15 protein-coding genes are annotated in these 17,136 nt (G+C 68.1%); 2 read left to right on the plus strand and 13 right to left on the minus strand.

Going from position 1 to position 17,136, the window contains the following annotated elements; translation table 11 throughout:
* Window positions 1-6: 6 nt before the first annotated feature.
* From EV648_RS26665 to EV648_RS44955, 4 genes are all read right to left on the minus strand, one after another.
* Window positions 7-459, minus strand: coding sequence for a YcxB family protein (locus EV648_RS26665; RefSeq protein WP_132297336.1), 453 nt, complete (start codon window positions 457-459; stop codon window positions 7-9).
* 115 nt (window positions 460-574) lie between these two features.
* Window positions 575-2,929 (minus strand): P-loop NTPase fold protein, encoded by a 2,355-nt coding sequence (locus EV648_RS26670; RefSeq protein ID WP_132297339.1) that lies wholly within the window; start codon window positions 2,927-2,929, stop codon window positions 575-577.
* Between the two features lie 100 nt (window positions 2,930-3,029).
* Entirely contained in the window at window positions 3,030-3,788 is a 759-nt protein-coding gene (gene pcaD / locus EV648_RS26675; protein ID WP_132297342.1) for a 3-oxoadipate enol-lactonase, read from the minus strand.
* Window positions 3,789-3,876: 88 nt separating this feature from the next.
* Entirely contained in the window at window positions 3,877-6,861 is a 2,985-nt protein-coding gene (locus tag EV648_RS44955) for a helix-turn-helix transcriptional regulator (protein ID WP_158294069.1), read from the minus strand.
* Between the two features lie 157 nt (window positions 6,862-7,018).
* Here EV648_RS44955 and EV648_RS26685 point away from each other — a divergent pair, with 157 nt between their 5' ends.
* Complete coding sequence (locus EV648_RS26685; protein WP_132297754.1) at window positions 7,019-7,963, plus strand: asparaginase; 945 nt, start codon at window positions 7,019-7,021, stop codon at window positions 7,961-7,963.
* Between the two features lie 98 nt (window positions 7,964-8,061).
* On the opposite strand, the gene EV648_RS26690 is transcribed toward EV648_RS26685, so the two are convergent.
* Window positions 8,062-8,472 carry a DUF2000 domain-containing protein gene (locus EV648_RS26690; protein WP_132297348.1) on the minus strand — a complete coding sequence of 137 codons (411 nt, stop codon included), beginning with the start codon at window positions 8,470-8,472 and terminating at the stop codon, window positions 8,062-8,064.
* Between the two features lie 78 nt (window positions 8,473-8,550).
* Between EV648_RS26690 and EV648_RS26695 the strand changes: the two genes are divergently transcribed.
* Window positions 8,551-9,006: an Lrp/AsnC family transcriptional regulator gene (locus tag EV648_RS26695; RefSeq protein ID WP_132197533.1), complete on the plus strand. Its 456-nt coding sequence runs from the start codon at window positions 8,551-8,553 to the stop codon at window positions 9,004-9,006.
* On the opposite strand, the gene EV648_RS26700 is transcribed toward EV648_RS26695, so the two are convergent.
* From EV648_RS26700 to EV648_RS26735, 8 genes are all read right to left on the minus strand, one after another.
* A complete protein-coding gene (locus tag EV648_RS26700; RefSeq protein ID WP_199234839.1) occupies window positions 8,953-9,870 on the minus strand; it encodes a sigma-70 family RNA polymerase sigma factor in 918 nt (305 codons plus the stop codon). The two genes, EV648_RS26695 and EV648_RS26700, sit on opposite strands and share 54 nt — an antisense overlap.
* Entirely contained in the window at window positions 9,825-10,262 is a 438-nt protein-coding gene (locus EV648_RS26705) for a carboxymuconolactone decarboxylase family protein (protein WP_132297351.1), read from the minus strand. Before EV648_RS26705 ends, EV648_RS26700 begins: the two co-directional genes overlap by 46 nt.
* A 63-nt stretch (window positions 10,263-10,325) precedes the next feature.
* The gene (locus EV648_RS26710) at window positions 10,326-11,075 is read right to left on the minus strand and encodes a hypothetical protein (protein ID WP_132297354.1); all 750 of its coding nucleotides are present in this window, start codon (window positions 11,073-11,075) and stop codon (window positions 10,326-10,328) included.
* 50 nt (window positions 11,076-11,125) lie between these two features.
* Window positions 11,126-12,295 carry a rod shape-determining protein RodA gene (gene rodA / locus EV648_RS26715; protein WP_132297357.1) on the minus strand — a complete coding sequence of 390 codons (1,170 nt, stop codon included), beginning with the start codon at window positions 12,293-12,295 and terminating at the stop codon, window positions 11,126-11,128.
* The gene (mrdA, locus tag EV648_RS26720; RefSeq protein WP_132297360.1) at window positions 12,292-14,343 is read right to left on the minus strand and encodes a penicillin-binding protein 2; all 2,052 of its coding nucleotides are present in this window, start codon (window positions 14,341-14,343) and stop codon (window positions 12,292-12,294) included. Before mrdA ends, rodA begins: the two co-directional genes overlap by 4 nt.
* Complete coding sequence (gene mreD / locus EV648_RS26725) at window positions 14,340-14,873, minus strand: rod shape-determining protein MreD (RefSeq protein WP_132297363.1); 534 nt, start codon at window positions 14,871-14,873, stop codon at window positions 14,340-14,342. Before mreD ends, mrdA begins: the two co-directional genes overlap by 4 nt.
* Before the next feature lies 1 nt (window position 14,874).
* Window positions 14,875-15,801, minus strand: a complete 927-nt coding sequence (mreC, locus tag EV648_RS26730) for a rod shape-determining protein MreC (RefSeq protein WP_132297366.1) — start codon at window positions 15,799-15,801, stop codon at window positions 14,875-14,877.
* 10 nt (window positions 15,802-15,811) lie between these two features.
* On the minus strand, window positions 15,812-16,840 hold the full coding sequence (locus tag EV648_RS26735) for a rod shape-determining protein (RefSeq protein ID WP_132197545.1): 1,029 nt from the start codon (window positions 16,838-16,840) through the stop codon (window positions 15,812-15,814).
* Window positions 16,841-17,136 lie beyond the last annotated feature (296 nt).

A 17,136-nucleotide genomic window follows, 5' to 3' on the forward strand; every position in this document is an offset into this window, starting at 1 on the left:
CCGCCATCAGGTGCGGACGAGACCCCGGTCGGCGATGAACGCGCGCCACTCCGCGTCCTGCTCCGGCGAGAACTGGTCCTTCGGCAGCGTCATCCCGCGACCGGCGACGACCCTGAGGCTCCAGTCGTTCTTGTCCTCTCTGATCGACCGCACCGCGCTCCAGGCGATCTGGAGCGTGGTGATCGCCGTCGCCACCTGAAGGTGGTCATCGCTGAGCGTGTAGGTGTACACCCGGCCGAAGGTGCGCCCCCAGACGCGGTGCCTGATGAGCGCGATCAGCTCCGGTCCCAGCAGGAACAGCACGCCGATGAGCATCAGGGTCAGGTCGTAAGCCAGGAGCCCCCAGACGACGTACGCCAGGCCGAGCAGTCTGACCAGCAGGCCGGCATGGTGGAGCTGTTCCCGCACGTTCCGCATCCGCCGTCCGAGCGTCAGCTCGACCACGATGGTGATGTTCACTCCGGTCCCCTCCTCCGCCGACCACCCCGGTCAGCCGGCGCAGCCTACCGCTGAGTGAGCGCTGCTTCAGGTGAGGTGGGTGAGGAGGAGGGGGCTGGTGCGGTCGGGGCGAAAGCTAACGGAGCACGATCTTGCGCAACTTCTCGCCGTTCAGGGCCGCTGTCACGCCTTCGGCATCGCCGCGGACGACAGCGACCACCTCCGGATCGCCGAACAGTGGCTGCAGCTCGGCCGGTACTCCGTCGGCGGGGCTGCGGCTGCCGATCTCGTCGATCCGCTCCGGGTAGCGCGCCAGGTAGGAACCCAAGCGCGGCCATCGGAGCGTCAGGATCGTCCAGAGTGCGGTTTCCTGCTCCCGGTCGTGGTCGTCCTTCAGGTTGAAGCCTTGCAGTGTCTCGATGCCGCGGGCGATGCCGTACGCGTTGACGAGGCGTTTCATCGTGCGTGGGTTGGGGTCTCGCCCGAGCAGGGGACGGAACGGCTCCAGAGTGTGAGTGTTCCGGACCTGGGCGCGCTCCGTCACCATCTCGACCGCGACGATCTCCAACCTGGCCTGGATCTCGGCCGCCGTACTACCCGGGTTGTCCGCGACCCGGCGGCGCGCCTCCTGGCTGTGCTGACCGCCCAGCTCTTCCTTGGCCACGGTCCGGGCCGTTTCCAGTTCCTTCTCACCGGGAACGCTGGGCGATCGGAGGATCCGGCCCCAATAGGCCTCGATCTGCGCCTCCGCCTGCGGGAGTCCGGTCGAGATCTGGAACGTTTTCTCCAGGAACAGGTATCCGACCGGCCGGCCGGGCTCCGCGGCCACGCTGACGAATTCCGTGTACTCCGCGGCGTAGCTGTCGGCCAGCCAGTCCCGATCGGCCGCGATCACATAGGTCACCGGCACATCGCGGAAGAGCGTCTGGATCCCCTCCAGCAGCTCGACAACGTACGGGCCTTTGCAGCGATCCAGGTCGTCGATCATCACGACGACGTCGTACTGGATCCAGGCGGCCAGGTCGGCCAGGTGCTCCTGGACGAGCCGCATCGGGTCGCTCGTGTTCGCGATGAATCGTCTGGCTCCGCGGGCGGACGTCGCGAAGATCCAGCGGCCCGCACCGTGCAAGAGTCCCCAGACAGTGAGGACGGGAGTGACGAGAGCGGCGATGGTCACCACGAAGCCGGTCGCCGTACCCATCGAGAACAGGTCCTCGCCACGCACTGCGTCCAGCCAGCCGGTCCGCCAGATCACCACCGCGATCGCGGCGACCAGCAGCAGAGCGAGGTAGCCCGGCCAGCCTCCCTTGATCCGCCAGAACCATTCACGCAGCCGGAGATAGATGGCGCGCCGACGGTCGAACTGCCGGAGATCGCGAACGGCTCCGGAGTACAGCGCAGTCATCAGCCACCACCACGGCGGTTCGATGCGCTGATGGCGCCAGGCGTTGAAGTCGACGACGACGCACCGCTTCGCCCCGTCTTCGGTACTGCGGAGCTCGGCGGCCAGGAAGTTGAGCAAAGAGGTCTTACCGGCCCCCCAAGGTGCGTGCAGGTGAAGGAGGAAGGCGCCGCCACGGCTGGTCCGGCGGCCGTCCACGGCACTCGCGTTGCGAGCTTCCTCGGTGCGTGCGTCCCGGATCCGCCGCGCCAGCACTCGGGCGAATCCCTTGCGGCCGAGTTCGTCCACCAGCGCAGGACTGTCGGTGTGGGTCGGCACACCCTCGGCCCGGTTCTGCGGACCCCGCGGTGGAGAGGTGGGGGGAACATGCGGCTGGGTCGCGCTGCTCGTGCTGTCGGGGATCGTGCTGCTCGTGCTGTCGCGGGCCGTGCTGGAGGAGGTGCTGCTGGGGGTCGTGCTTTTGGAGGTCGTGCTCTTGGGGACGGGGCCGGCGGTAGTCGGCGTACCGGCTCGTGAGGATCTGCTGCCAGCCGGCTTGGCCGACTGTTGGGGTGCCGTGGAGAGATCGGTGGCCTCGAGGCCCGGGATCTGCCCCATAGTCGCCGAGAGTTGGGCGAACAGTTTTTCGTTGAGGACGCAGATCCGGGCCGGGCCGTCCGGTTGGTGCGTTCTGAACCCGGCGACGATCGCCGCGAGCGAGCGGTCCGGCTCCAGTCCACCGGCTCCGGTGCCGAGCAGCGGAAAGGCAGTCACGCCACCGGCTCCTGCGGCGATCCTGCCGATCTCCACAGCCGCAGCCTCGACCACCGCCGCGGTCGTGTCCAGGTCGCTCGGCACCACCGCCGCCAGCAGGTAGACCGGTCCGGTCTTCCGGCCGGCCCTTGTCTCGACCCGCATCACGTCACCCGGCGCGTAGCCCCCACTGGTGGGAATCCGAACTCCGACGCTGTCGAGGCGCGTCTGGATATCTGGGGCGATGCTTCCGGTCGTGCTGCACGGGATGACCAGAATGTCCGCGCCTACCTCAAAGAGATCGGCCAGCACGATCTCGATCGCTCCCACGACCGTCGTAGCTTTCAGCGCGGCCATGGCGAAGCCCCCTCGTCAGCCGATCAGCATGCCTGCCAGCACAGTAGTGGCGCCGAGCAGTCACGGACAGTGCCCCCGAACTCGGAGCGGACGCGTTGGATCAGGTGAGGTGGGTGAGGAGGAGGGGGCTGGTGCGGTCGGGGTGGGAGTAGGTGACCAGGTGGGCGGCGTGGTCGAGGACTTCCAGGTGGGCGCAGGGGATCTGGGCGGCCAGCGGGATGACGGTTTCCGGTGGGATGGACGTGTCGGAGTCCGCAGTGGCGAGCAGGACGGGCGCGGTGATGTCGGCCAGCTTGTCGCGGAGATCCATCGAACCGAGCGCCTCGCAGCAGGCCGCATAACCCTCGTCCGAGGTGTTCAGCAGTTGCTGGCGGATCGTCTCCACCTCGGCGGGGTGGGCTTCGACGTACTCCGGGAGGAACCAGCGGGCCAGGGTGGGCTCGACGATCGCCTGGGTACCCTCAGCGCGGACCTGGGCGGCGCGATCAATCCACATCTGCTGCCCTCCTGCCGGGTATGCCGGCGGGCAGAACAGTGCGAACCGGTGGAACCGATCCGGGGCGTTCTCCGCGAGCCACAGCCCGACCGCCCCACCCAGCGAGATCCCGACGTACGACGCCTTCTCCACGAGCAGCTCGTTCAGCAGGTCGACGACGTCTCCGCCGAGGTCCTCGATCGAGTAGGGCCCGGGCGGCGCCTCGGATTCACCATGGCCGCGGTGATCGAACGCAACAACCCGGAATCGCTCCGCCAGCACGTCCAGCTGCGGAGCCCACATCGCGTGCGTCGTCCCGAGCGACGAGCCGAGCAGAACCACGGGCGCGTCCTCGGGACCGGTGATCTCGTGATGGAGTCGCATGAGCCCACCCTACGGAGATCTGAGTGGTTCAGGGCGACCATCTGAGGAGCAACGCCACTCAGGCCGCCGCCACCCATCGACGTGACTGTCATCCGTCGAGACCGCCGACCCGCTCGGCATAGGCGGCGGCCTCGACCCGATTCGCCGTACCGGTCTTCTTCAGGATGCTGGAGACGTGAACGCTGACGGTCTTGGCGCTGATGACGAGTTCTCTGGCGATCTCCCCGTTCGACCTGCCAGCCACGAGGAAGCCCAGGATCTCCCGCTCCCGCGAGGTCAGGAAGCCCAGTACTTCGGACTGCTCGTCCGTCACAGCGGCCGGTTCTCGGAGGGAGACCCGGGCCTGGCGAGCCAGCGCCTCGGCGCGTTCCCGCAAGCGCGCTGCTCCCAGCCGCACAGCCTGGTGATGTGCCTGGCGTAGCTGCTCGCCGACGTCGGATCGCCGTACTCCGGCCGCCAGCGCCCCGGCCACCAGCCGCAGGCGGGCGACGGCCTCCTCCCATGGTGCGCCCGCGTGCTCAGCCGCCTCGACGACTTCCGCCCAGCAGGTGATCTGGTCCGGGTCACCACGACAGCGCGCCGACTCGGCCGCGAACATGGCTTTCCACATCGCCTGCTCATTGGTCCGCACCGCAACGAACGGTTCGTAGGGCAACGCCGAGAGAAGACCCGCAACCGGCACGTCTCCTCGCGCATCGACCGCGCAACTTCGGGCACCTCCCGCGTCTCGCGCTGCCTGGGCGACCTCGGCAGCCGCGGCCGCGAATACCACCAGTAACTCACCGCCAACATCTTCCAGATCGTCTGCCGGCACAGGCAATCGAGGCCGGAGCCAGTCGACTGCCATGGCCGCCTGACCTTCTGCCAGCAGCACCTCTGCAACCACTAGCGAGAAGAGGTTCCGCATTCCGTCGAAGTCCGCGGAAGTCAGCTCCAGCGCCCGGTCCAGGTGTTGGCGGGCCTCGTCGAGCTGACCCCGCCGCGCTGCAAGTCTGGCGGCGGTCAACCGGACAGCCGAGCCGGCGTACTCCACCGGCCGGGCGGCCAGCCCGGCACGAAGCACCTCTGCGCTCTCGGCCCATCGACCCAGATGGATCAGTCCCTCGGCGTACACTGCGCCGAAGTAATAGGCACCCCGCGCGCCCATTGTGTGCATCTCGTCCGACAGGCGTCGGGCGAGTTCGGTCGCCTCTGCTCGCCGTCCGAGCCTGTTCAGACGCCAGACCCTGTAGAGGGCGGGCTCGAAAATGAGATCGACAGAGCCCAACGACCGGCCCAGCTCCTCGGCCTCCTGGGCGTCGGTCAGCACATTCGACTCCACCTCATGCTGATGTGCGCAGGCCCGCGCGGACAGCGCTACACACTGTGCCAAAGGTGATCCCGACCGCCGGGCGATCTGGACCGCCTCCTCGGCGTGTGCGATCGCCTCGCGATGCAGGGACTCCCAGTGCTCGGCGAAGGCGAGCGCCGCGAAGCAATGGGCGCGTTCGTCGCTGTCCGGATAGGGCTTGGTCAGCTCCTCCGCCTCGAGCAGGGTCGCGATCACCGCCTTGCCTGGATCTGCGGAACGCCAAGCCATCGCGGCCCTGGTCAGAATCAACTCCGCGGTCTGCAAGGGCGCCTCACTGCGGTCCATCATTCCCAGGGCCTGGTCGGCCAGCGGTATGGCGGTGTCCATCCGGCCGGTGACGCCGCTCAGGCCGGCTGTACGGACGAGTAGGTCAAGGTGGTCCTGCGGCGTGCCACGGAGCGCCGGTGATACCTGATCCCAGAGCGCACAGGCGTTCTCCAGATGAAGAGCCGTCTCGGCCGGCGCAGGCAAGCGTTCTGCATGCTCGACAGCGGCCATCGTCCAGCGGAACGCCTCGTCGAACCTGCCGGCCCGGCGACAGTGGATGGCAAGAGCAGCCGCTCCTGTGCTGGTGACCTCCGCGGCGAGCACGTCCGCATACGCGGCGGCGAGACGAACCACCTGATCGGGCAACAGGTCGCCGTACAGAACCTCTGCCAGCAGAGGATGGCGAAACCAGAGCTGGTGACGATCCTCCATCTGGATGACGCCGTGGTCTCTGGCCTCGCTCACCAAGTCGGCAACAGCGGCGGGAACGATCCCGTCATGTTGGGCAACGGCGACCAACGCGCGCAGTTCGGTTGGTTGACCCGCAGCTGCCAGGACTCGGGTCAACTGCCGTGCCGGAGCTGACAGGCTGTGCCAACTGGCGAGCAAGGCGTCCCGCAGCGCGATCGGAGTACTGCGTGGGAGCTCTCGCTCCACTCCCGAGAGGCCGACGGCCAGCAGTTGCGTGAGATATGGGTTTCCCTGCGAGCGCTCGTGGAGTTGTGCGGCCAGGGCGACGTCGGGTGGGCGGCCGAACAGCGCGTGCAACTGGGCCTCGGTGCCTTCCGGTGTCAGCCGTTGGAGGCGAATCTCCCGGAAGTGCGGTAGGCGGTGGAGGTCCGCCAGCCACCCGTGCAGTGGGTGTCCGTCGGCCCGATCTTCGTCGCGGCACGTGGCCAGGACGGTCAGGTACGGATCACTGGCGATGAGGTAGGCCAGGACATCGAGCGAGGACTGGTCGGCCCACTGCAGGTCGTCGACCACGAGGATGATCGGTTCCCGGCCGGCGAGTCTGCGAAGTACGAGGTCGATCAGCGGCACCAAGCGTGCCGGCTCGGGAGTCGGTTCATCGGGCGCTTCTGTCGATTGGCTCGCCCGCGAGTTCGCCCTTGCCGATGCTGCCGGTGGAGCAGCGCGGCGGGACTGCGGTGTGATTGTGGGCAGGATGCTGCCCAGCTCATCCGCACCTGCCAGGACTTCGGCGCGGCCTGCAACGTCTAGCCGTGAGAGACCGGATTGCAGCGCAGCGGCAACGACGGCGTACGGGATGCTTGCTGCGGCGAAGTGCACGCAGCTGCCCCAAAGTACGGAGGTGCCCTCGTCGCTGCAGGCTGTACGGATTAGCTGGGTCTTACCGATACCTGCCTCACCCTGCACCACCACGGCGCACGGGATGCCGCTCGCCGACGCAGTTACGACATCGGCGAGCAATTGGAGCTCGTCGGTTCGGCCCACCGGTCGGAGGCCCGGTTGGGGCCCACCCATCCCCACATCGTCATTCTGTCCCCGCCATCCTCTTGCCGCCAGCGATTTGACGGGCTGGGGTGAGTCCGGTTGATAGCCTGCGGCGGCGGCTGAGTTAGGAGTGGTTGTGGTTGTGGGTGTGCCGGGGATGGACCGGGTTGTGGAGTTGGCGGCGGTTGTGCGGAGTGGGTTTGTGGAGAGCCGGCACTTCGGGGTGGCGGTGGCGGTGGATCCGGGCGGTGACGTGGTGTTCGCGGCCGGGGATGTTGAGGCGGTGCTGTTGCCGCGGTCGACTGCTAAGCCCTTGCAGGCCGTCGGGTGCATCGTCTCAGGTGCTGAGCTCAGTGATGAGGAGACGGCGATCGCGGCAGGGAGTCACACCGGCGAGGATCGGCACGTTGCCCTGGTCGACGGGATGTTGAAGGCTGCGGGGCTTGACCGCGAGGCATTGGGGTGTCCGCCGGATCGGGCTCAGGACGAGCCCACCCTGTTCCGGTTGATTGCCGAGGGCATCGGGCCGGAGACGGTACGGATGAACTGCTCGGGCAAGCATGCCGCGATGCTGAAGGCGATGGTTGCCCACGGCGACGACCCGAAGGACTACCTCGACCCACAGTCTCCCGTGCAGCGAGTGATCGCGGCTGAGATCGAGCGGTTGACCGACTCGTCCACAGGCATCGTGACGGTCGACGGCTGCGGCGCTCCCCTGCTGGGGATGCCGTTGCGTGGGTTGGCGCTCGCCTTCAGCCGTCTCGCCACAGCAGACGCCGGTACTGCGGACAGCCGCGTGGCTGAGGCGATGCGCAGGTACCCGGAACTCGTGGGCGGCAAGGGACACCAGAACAGCGAGGTGATGCGCCTACTGCCCGGCGTGATCGCGAAGGGCGGCGCCGAAGGGGTGATCGGGATGGCGACCCCCGACGGTCACGCCGTCGCCGTCAAGGTCATCGACGGCAACCCACGAGCCACCACCGCCCTCGGCCTCACCCTGCTCGAGAAGTGCGGGTACGACGTGTCGGGCGCGGACGATCTCCGGGCCCTGCCAGTCCTCGGCGGCGGCAAGCCGGTCGGCCACATCACCCTCACGATCTAGCCCGGCCGGTCCCCAAGGTCCGCGACCGATCCCCGGCCTCGGCTGACGGGTTGTTCGTTGACTGCCGGCTTACAAGGTGCCAGCGGGCGAACGACGCGCTAGCGGTAGAGGGCGAGGGCTCCGGTCAGGGAGTCGACGGCAGGGCGGGGGCCGTAGATGGCCAGGCCGGTGTACTCGAGGTCTTCCTCCTTGGTGCCACTCATCGTCGCGAGGTACTGCTCGTACGTCCGCGAGGTCCGAGCCACCTGGTTGATGTCGTGCACTGCGACCCCATCCCGCGCGGCCGCCGCCTCTCGCAGTACCCGCAACCGCCCGGCATCAGCTTTCAAGACCGGGATCGGATGCACGCAGATCCCCGGATGATCCCCGCCCGAGCCGTCCCTCGAGTCTTCGCCGACCAGGTCCGTGACGTGCGAGCCCAGCCCGACCCCGAGCAGAGCAGCCGCGTTCAACGCCACCCCCACGGGCGCGTCCGCATCAATTACCACCACCAGCTTGTTCGCCAACATGTCGCAAAGTTAGCCGCCTGCACGCTGATCCATCCTGCTCACCGAACGATGTTCGGCCGATCTGCGAAACTGATCGCCATGGACGAACTTGATACGGCGCTCCTGCGGATGCTGCAGAACGATGCCCGCCGCACCAACCGCGACATGGCCGCCGAACTGGGGATCGCGCCGTCGACCTGTCTGGAGCGGATCCGCGGCCTGAAGGACCGTGGCGTGATCACCGGGTACCACGCCGAGGTCGACCTGCAGGCGATCGAGCGGTCCACCCAGGCGATCATCTCGATCAAGCTCCGCCCGCAGGCGATGGCCGTCGCGACCGCCTTCCAGGACTACGTGAACAAGCTGCCCCAGACACTCGAACTCTTCATGGTCTCCGGCGCCTCCGACTTCCTCGCCCACGTCGCCGTCAAGGACACCCAGGCCCTCCGAGACCTGGTCCTCGACCTGGCCAAACGCCAGGAAATCGGCGACATCCGCAGCTCAGTAGTCTTCGAACACCACCGCCGAACCACCGTCATGCCCCTCGAACGCTGACAGCTTCTCTGGGTTGGCTACGACTCGTACTGCGGTTACCAGGGATCCGTCGGATTGCAGGGTGAGGAGGTGGGAGGTTTCGCGGACTCGGAGGAGGAGGGCAACCTCGCCGACCGAGTGGATCGGTACGGCGGCTAGCTGGTCGCCTCGGGTGTAGATGCGGGTGAAGAAGCGGGCTACCTTTTCCTGGCCGAGTACCGGTTTGCGGGCCGTTTTCGGTTGGCCGGCGCCGTCGGTCCAGGCGGTTACCTCGGCGCGCAGCATGCTCTCGAGGCGTGCGAGATCACCTTCACGAGCAGCCGCGACGAAGTCCCGCAGCAACCGCTCCTGCTCCGCGCGGCTCGGGGTGAACTTCGGCCGACCCTTCTCGAGCGCCGCCGCTGCTCGCCGATGGAGTTGCCTGCAGTCGTCGGCGGAACGATCCAGGATCGCGGCGACCTCGTCGTACGGGAGCACGAACGCGGTACGTAGTACGTAGACGGCGCGCTGCGGTGGCGTGAGTTGCTCCATCAGGTGCAGCATCGCCAGCGACAGGTCCGAGGTATCACCAGAGTCGAGCGAATCCAGCGGGAGCGGTTCGGGGAGCCAGTCGCCGACGTAGTTCTCGCGCCGGGCCTGCCGGGCGCGCAGCGAGTCGATGGCGAGCCGCGTCACCACCGTGGTGAGGTAGCGACGCGGCTCCAGCACCTGGGCGCGATCGACACGCGCCCATCGCAGGTAGGCCTCCTGGAGCACGTCCTCGGCGTCGTGCCAACTGCCGAGCAGGCGATAGGCCAGCCCGGCCAGCATCCGTCGGTGCTCGACGAACTCGTCGAGGATCAGGCTCCGGGTGGCGTCCGGCACGTGATCGCGATCCTGTTCCACAGGTTGATGGTGCCAATCGCGAGGAGCAGGTTGGCAGCCCCCTCCTCACCCCAGTGCTTCACCGCGTCGTCCCAGACCTCATCCGATACGCCGTGCTCGCCCAGCTTCGTGAAGGCATCCGTGAGGGCAAGCGCGGCCCGCTCCCCCTCGTCGTAGAAGGGCGACTCGTACCACGCGGCCAGCCCGAACAACCGCTCCGTGGACTCCCCCGCCTCCATCGCCTCGTGCGTATGCCGGTCCACGCAGTACGAGCAGGCGTTCGTCATGGACGCCCGCACCTTGACCAGCTCCAGCACGGTCGGCTCAACCGCCGACGCTACGTACCGCTCCACTCCCAGCACAGCCCTGAAGCCTGCGGGAACCACCTTCGAGATGTCTATCCGTCTCTCCATACCGGTACGACGGGCCGGCCGCGCGCCGACGTGACACCTCAGGAGGTGAGCCAGGTCACGCCATCAGCTGCCGGCGAGAACCGTGCGTGCCTTCTCGACGGCGGCCTCGGTGGCACCGTCGAGCTCGCCTTCCTGGCCGGCCAGGATCGAGACGGAGAGGATGACGTCGCCGATGCCGGTGGTGGCGGCGGTGAACTCGCGGCCTTCCAGCGGACCGGCGGTCCCGGTCAGCTTGAAGGCGAACGGTTCCTCACCGAACTTCGGCGCCGGGATCTCCACGACCTCCATCGGCGACGAGCCCTGGTCGGGGACCCGCATGGTCACCTTCTTGCAGGACTCGACGGCCTCCTTGTACGAGCTCTGCAGCTTCCGGACCGCCTTGGTGGTGACCATCGAGTCGATGCCGAAGTCGATGTACGGTCCCTCCTGGCTGCCCGAGAAGGACCGGGCCGCGCTTGTCTTGGAGCCGGGCGCCTTCTCGGAGTTCAGGTATTTCACCAGCGTCTTGCACTTGCTGGTCGGCGACGAGAAGGTGCCTGCGCTCTCGTCATCCGGGTCCTCCGGTTCCAGCGAGAACCCGCTCGGCAGATCCTTCAGCTCGAGCAGAGCCTTGGTCAGCTCGGCCTTCGTCCGCTGGGTCGGGCCGACCTCGGTCGGGGTCTCCGAGGGCGTCGGCTCGGCCGGAGTACTGACCGGAGCCGTGGGGGTCGAGGCGGACGGTGATACCGCTCCGCTGGGTTGGTCCGCGCCACATGCGGCGAGCGTGAACGTGAGAGCTGCGGCAACGGCGAGCGGGAACGGCGCGAGCTTCATAACCCATCCAGAACCGTCGAGGGCCTAGGGAAGGCTGAAGCGTACCCGACTCACACCTGGTGGGATCGAAGGTGGATGTTCTGCAGCAGCCCGACCGCCAGCAGCCCGGCGAACATCGACGAACCACCGTAGGAGACGAACGGCAGCGGCAGACCGGTGACCGGCATGATGCCGAGCGTCATGCCGATGTTCTCGAAGGCCTGGAAGGCGAACCAGCAGACCACACCGGTGGCCACCAGCCGGCCGAAGGCGTCTCGCGCGTTGACCGCGATCCGCAGGCCGCGCCACAGGATCAGCGCGAACAGGCAGATGATCGCGCCGGCACCGATCAGCCCGAGCTCCTCCCCCGCCACGGTGAACACGAAGTCGGTGTGCTGCTCGGGCACGAACGCGTTCTGCGTCTGCGATCCGTGGAACAACCCCTGCCCGAAGACTCCGCCGTTGCCGATCGCGATCCGCGCCTGGTTCACGTTGTAGCCGATGCCCTGCGGGTCCTGCGACGGGTCCGCGAACGCGGTGAACCGCGCGAGCTGGTACTCCTTCAGCACGTTCAGCTGGATCGCGAGTGCCCCGATCAGCGTCGCCGCGGTGACGATGCCGAGCATCCACCGCTTCGGTACGCCGGAGACCGCGATGATGCCGAACACGATCGAGCCGAGCACCATCACCGTGCCGAGGTCTGGCTGCAGCATCACCAGCAGCACCGGTACGGCGGCGACCGCGATCGCCTGGAGGATGTCGATCGTGCGGGCGTTCTCGCGGTGGTTCGTCTCGCCCTTCTCCGCGATCAGCAGCGCCATCCCGACGATCACCGCGAGCTTGGCGAACTCACTCGGCTGGACTGACATCCACGGCAGCTGGATCCACGAGCGCGACCCGTTGATCACCGCGCCGACCCCGGGCACCAATACGAGGATCAGCCCGACCACCGACGCGGCGTACAGGACGGGCGCGAGGATGCGGACGCGGCGGTGGTCGGTGACGGCGGCGCCGATCGCGAGCACCAGGCCGATCACGAAATTCAACGCATGCCGGACCAGGAACGCGTACTCGTTGCCGTCGGTGAGTGAGGTACGTCGGTAGGTCGCGGACCAGATCAGCAGCGACCCGATCGCCGACAGCGCGAGCACGCCGATCACGAGCACCCAGTCGGCGTGCCGGAGCGCGGAGCGTCGGTCGGCCCGCGGTCGCGACTGGCGGATCGGCGTCAACAGGCTCACTGGGCCGGCTTCTTCGCGGGCGGAGCGGGCTTGATGTTGTAGAGCGTCTCGTAGATCTTCCGTACCGCGTCGCCGGAGGCGCCGGACCCCGTACCGGCCTGGCTGATCATCATCACCACGGCATAGCGGTCCGAGTACGACGCCAGCCACGAGGTGGTCTGCTTGCCGTAGACCTCGGCAGTACCGGTCTTGGCGCGGATCGGGATCTGGTCCAGCGGGAATCCGGTGAACTTCCAGGCCGCCGTACCGGTGCGAGTGGTTTCCTTCAGCGCCTTGTCGATGAAGCGCAGGGTCGAGGAGGGCACCGGCAGGCGGGCGGCGACCTTGCTCGGGACGGCGCGCGCCTTGCCGTTTGGGCCGATCACCGCCTTCGCCACCCGGGGCTCCCAGAGGGTGCCGCCGTTCGAGAGCGCCGAGTAGACCGTCGCCAACTGTAACGGTGTCACCGTGGTGTCGCCCTGGCCGATGGCGAAGTTCACGGCGTCACCCGCGCGGTAGCGATAGCCGTCCGCGCAGAACTCGCGGGAGAACTGCTTCAGGAACGCCGACGTCCCGGACGGTGGATTCTCCGCGAGCTTGCAGTAGTAGTCCTTCTGCGCGTCGTAGTACTCCTTCTTCCACTTGCGGTCGGCGATCCGGCCGGACACCTCGCCGGGCAGGTCGATCCCGGTCGGCTTGCCGAGGCCGAACTTCTTCGCCATCTCGACCAGCGGGTCCACCGCGTTGATGTCACCGGAGTTGCCGCCTTCTTTGAGCCACAGGTTGTACGCGATCCGGTAGAAGAAGGTGTCGCAGGACAGCGCGAGCGCCTGGTCGAAGCCGATCATCCCGTGCGACGCGGACTCGTAGTTCTTGAACCTGCGGTTGCCGACCTCGAAGAACGACGAGCAGTCCAGCCGGGTCTTCGTGCTGTACCCGTTGGCCATCGCGGCCGCGGTGGTGATCGGCTTGAAGGTCGACCCCGGGGCCAGCTGGCCCTGCAACGCCCGCGACACCAGCGGCGTCCCCGACTTCGTGGAGTAGAGCACGTCCAGTTCGCGCTGCGAGATGCCGCCGACCCAGACGCCCGGGTCGTAGCTGGGGTAGCTCGCCATCGCGACGATCTGGCCGGTCTTCGTGTCCATCACCACGGCCGCGCCGGAGTCGGCGACGTACTTGCGCTTGGTGATCTTGTCGTACTGCTTGCGGGCCGTCACGATCGCGCCGCGCAACTGCGCCTCGACCGACGCCTGGACCCGTGCGTCGATGCTGGTCATCAGCGTCGACCCCGGCACCGGCGCGGTCTGCTTCTGCAGGCCGGTGGTGTACCCGACGGCGTCGACGATCACGTTCTTCACGCCGGGCTTCCCGCGCAGCAACTGGTCGTACGTGCGCTCGACCCCGGCCCGGCCGACCAGGTCCGAGCGGTGCGGCACCGAGTCCTGCCCGGCCTTCTCCAGCGCGTCCAGCTCGGTGGTGGTGATCGGCGACAGGTAACCGAGGATGTGCGCCGCGTTCACCCCGTACGGCGAGGGGTAGGCCCGCAGCGCGGCCGATTCCGCCGCCACGCCCGGGAAGTCCTCGCGGCGTTCCATCACCTCGATCGCCACCTGCTCGCTGACGTCCTTGGCCACCGGGATCGGCTGGTACGGCGTGCCGTTCCAGCAGGCGGGTGGCTTCGATGCCCCGGGTTCACCGCAGAGCATGGTCCGGGCGGTGAGGTCCTTCGGCTTCTGGCCGAGCACCTTCGCCAGCCGGGCGAGCACCACCTTCTGCTGGTCGTCCGGCAACTTGGCCAGCACTGACCGGTCGACGGTGATCACCAGCGACACCCGGTTGCCGACCAGGGTGCGGCCGGCCGCGTCGACGACCGTGCCGCGTGGGGCGGGAATGAGCACCTCGCGGGTGTGGTTCTGGGTGGCCGCCTGGGTGTAGTCGTCCGAAGACATCACCTGCATGTACCAGAGCCTTGCCAACAGGGTGAACATCAGCGAGAAGACGAGCACCTGGATCATGAACAGGCGCAGCCGCGGCTTCAGCGGCGCCGGGTTGAAGCTGTCGAAGCTCATCGCAGCACCCGCTGCCGTTCCCGGGCCGGGACGACTCGTCCCATCACCCACATCACCAGCGGGATCACCACGATCGCGCCGACCACGTCGTACCCGGCGGCGATCCCGACCCGGACTCCGAACTCACCCCAGTCGACCGCCGGGTCGTGCAACAGCGACCCGGTCGCGGAGTACACGGTCAGGGAGAGGACCGCGCCCAGTACTACGGTCAGCGCGACGCCGAGTGGTCCCACCGGTCCGGCGGACGTCTCTCGCCGGATCAGGCCCGCGGTGTAGCCGGCGATCGCCAGAGCAAGGGCCCACCGGCCGGTCGTGTGGTCCGCGGGTGGCACCACGTCGAGCATCAGGCCGCCGGCGAATCCCGCGATCGCGCCCCACTCAGGTCCTCGGGCGAGGGCGAGCGCGAGCACCACGATCATCACCAGGTCGCAGGTGACCCCGGCGACCGCGATGTGCGGCAGTACCGACGTCTGCACGGTGACGGCGATCATCAGGAACAGCGCGGCCAGGGCGATCCGGAGCGCGGGCAAGTCAGCGTCCCTTCTCCGGCGTCACCGTGGTGCGCGGCGCCCGGGCGGGTGGTCCGGTGACCACGCCGACCGTGTCGATGCTGCTCGGGTCGACGAACGGCTTCACCTGCGCGGTCGAACCGAGCGCGCCCTGCACCGGCGTCACCGAGGTGATCTGACCGATCGGGACCCCCGGGACGTACGGCGCATTGCCGCTCGATCCCCAGGTGACGATCCGGTCCCCCGGCTTCGGCTGCGCCTTCAGATCCACCAGCTTGTAGTCCAGCGATGCGTGCGAGCCCACCTCGCCACGGCCGGAGACAAACCCGAGCGCCAGCGTGGAGTTCAGCCGGCCGCCGACGGTCGAGTTCCGGTCGCCGATCAGCAGCACGGTCGCGGTCGCCTGGGTGGTGCGCACCACCCGGCCGACGAGCCCGTCGCCGTTGAGCACGGTCATGTCCGGCCGCACCCCGTCCGCAGTACCGGCGTCGATCGTGACCGTGTGGTTGAAGCTCTGCGCGCTGCCGATCCCGATCACCCGGGCCGGCGTCACCGTGTAGGCCGGGGCGACCTTGAGCAGCCGGTCCAGCTCCGCCGCGCGGCTGCGGGCGTAGTCGGTGGTCTTCAAGTCACTGTTGAGTTTTTCGTTCTCCGCTTTGAGTTTCTCGTTCTCTGCCTTGAGCCTATCCACTTCGGCGAACCGGTCCCGGAGGTCATCCACAGGCTGCCGCGCGTTGGTCGCACCCGACTCCAGCGGACCGAAGATTGCCGCCGCGGCGTGCCGGAGCGGCTCCACCGGAGAACCGGCCGAGCGCCGGGCGTCCAGCACGATCAGGGTGAACGAGGCCAGGATCACCAGCACCAGGATCGTCCGGCGGCGGCGGATCTCCCGCGGCAGACCGGCCGACCGGACCAGGCCCTTGGCCGGTGTTCCGAGGTCTTTGAGCATCGCGTCTGCCTCAGCGGCGGCGGTCGGTGACGAGGATGCGGTTCAGCGTCTCGATGTTGTCGACGCACTTGCCGGCCCCGAGGACGACGGCGTCCAGCGGGTTCTCGGCGACGTGGATCGGGATACCGGTCTCGTGCCGCAGCCGCTCGTCCATGCCCTTCAGCAGCGCGCCGCCGCCGGTCAGCACGATGCCGCGGTCGACGATGTCGCCGGCCAGCTCCGGTGGGGTCTTGTCCAGGGTGGCCTTGACCGCGTCGACGATCGCCGTGATCGGCTCCTCGATCGCCTGCCGGATGCTCGACGACGACACCTTCACGGTGCGCGGCAGCCCGGACACCATGTCCCGGCCGCGGATCTCGGAGTCCGGGCCGTCGGAGGTCGGGAACGCCGAGCCGATGGTCATCTTGATCTGCTCGGAGGTGGCCTCGCCGAGCATCAGCGAGTACTCCTTCTTGCAGTAGTTCACGACCGCCTTGTCGATGGCGTCGCCGGCCACCCGGATCGACTGGCTGGTGACGATGCCGCCGAACGAGATCACCGCGACCTCGGTGGTGCCACCGCCGATGTCGACCACCATGTTGCCGGTGGCGTCGCGGACCTCGAGGTTGGAGCCGAGCGCGGCGGCCATCGGCTCCTCGATGATGTAGACCTTGCGGGCGCCGGCCATGTACCCGGCGTCGCGGACGGCGCGCTGCTCGACCGCGGTGATCCCGGACGGCACGCAGACGACGATCCGCGGTTTGGCGAAGTACCGCCGGCGGTGCACCCGCTGGATGAAGTACCGCAGCATCTGCTCGGCCGCGTCGAAGTCGGCGATCACGCCGTCCTTGAGCGGCCGGATCGCGGTGATGTTGCCCGGCGTACGGCCGATCATCTTCTTGGCCTCGTGCCCGAAGGCGACCGCCTCACGCGGTTCGTCCGTCCGGGTCGCCACGACGGACGGCTCGTTGAGGACCACGCCGCGACCGCGCACGTAGACCAGGGTGTTCGCCGTTCCGAGGTCGACCGCCATATCGCGGCCGAGCATGCTGTTCGCCATCGGAGGCGCCCTTCCGCTCGATCCGGGTTCTCAGGCTAAGCGCGCGACCACTGTCGCCGCCGCATCGACACGGGCCCGACAAGTCCGGATTACCCAGGTCGACCGCCCACGCATCGTATCCGACTAGTGACCCCGAGAAACCCCCCGGGTCCCGTTGTTCTGCTTGGCATTGCGGGCCGTCAGTTGTCTGGCACCGTACCGCGAGCGACAGCGTGCGTCAGTGGCCGATATCCGGTCGGCGGCGTGGGCATCCAGCCGGCCGGCAGCTCCTGATCCGCCGACCGGCTGGTACCGCG

It is taken from the genome of Kribbella sp. VKM Ac-2568 (assembly GCF_004345365.1).
GTDB classification, from domain to species: Bacteria; Actinomycetota; Actinomycetes; order Propionibacteriales; family Kribbellaceae; genus Kribbella; species Kribbella orskensis.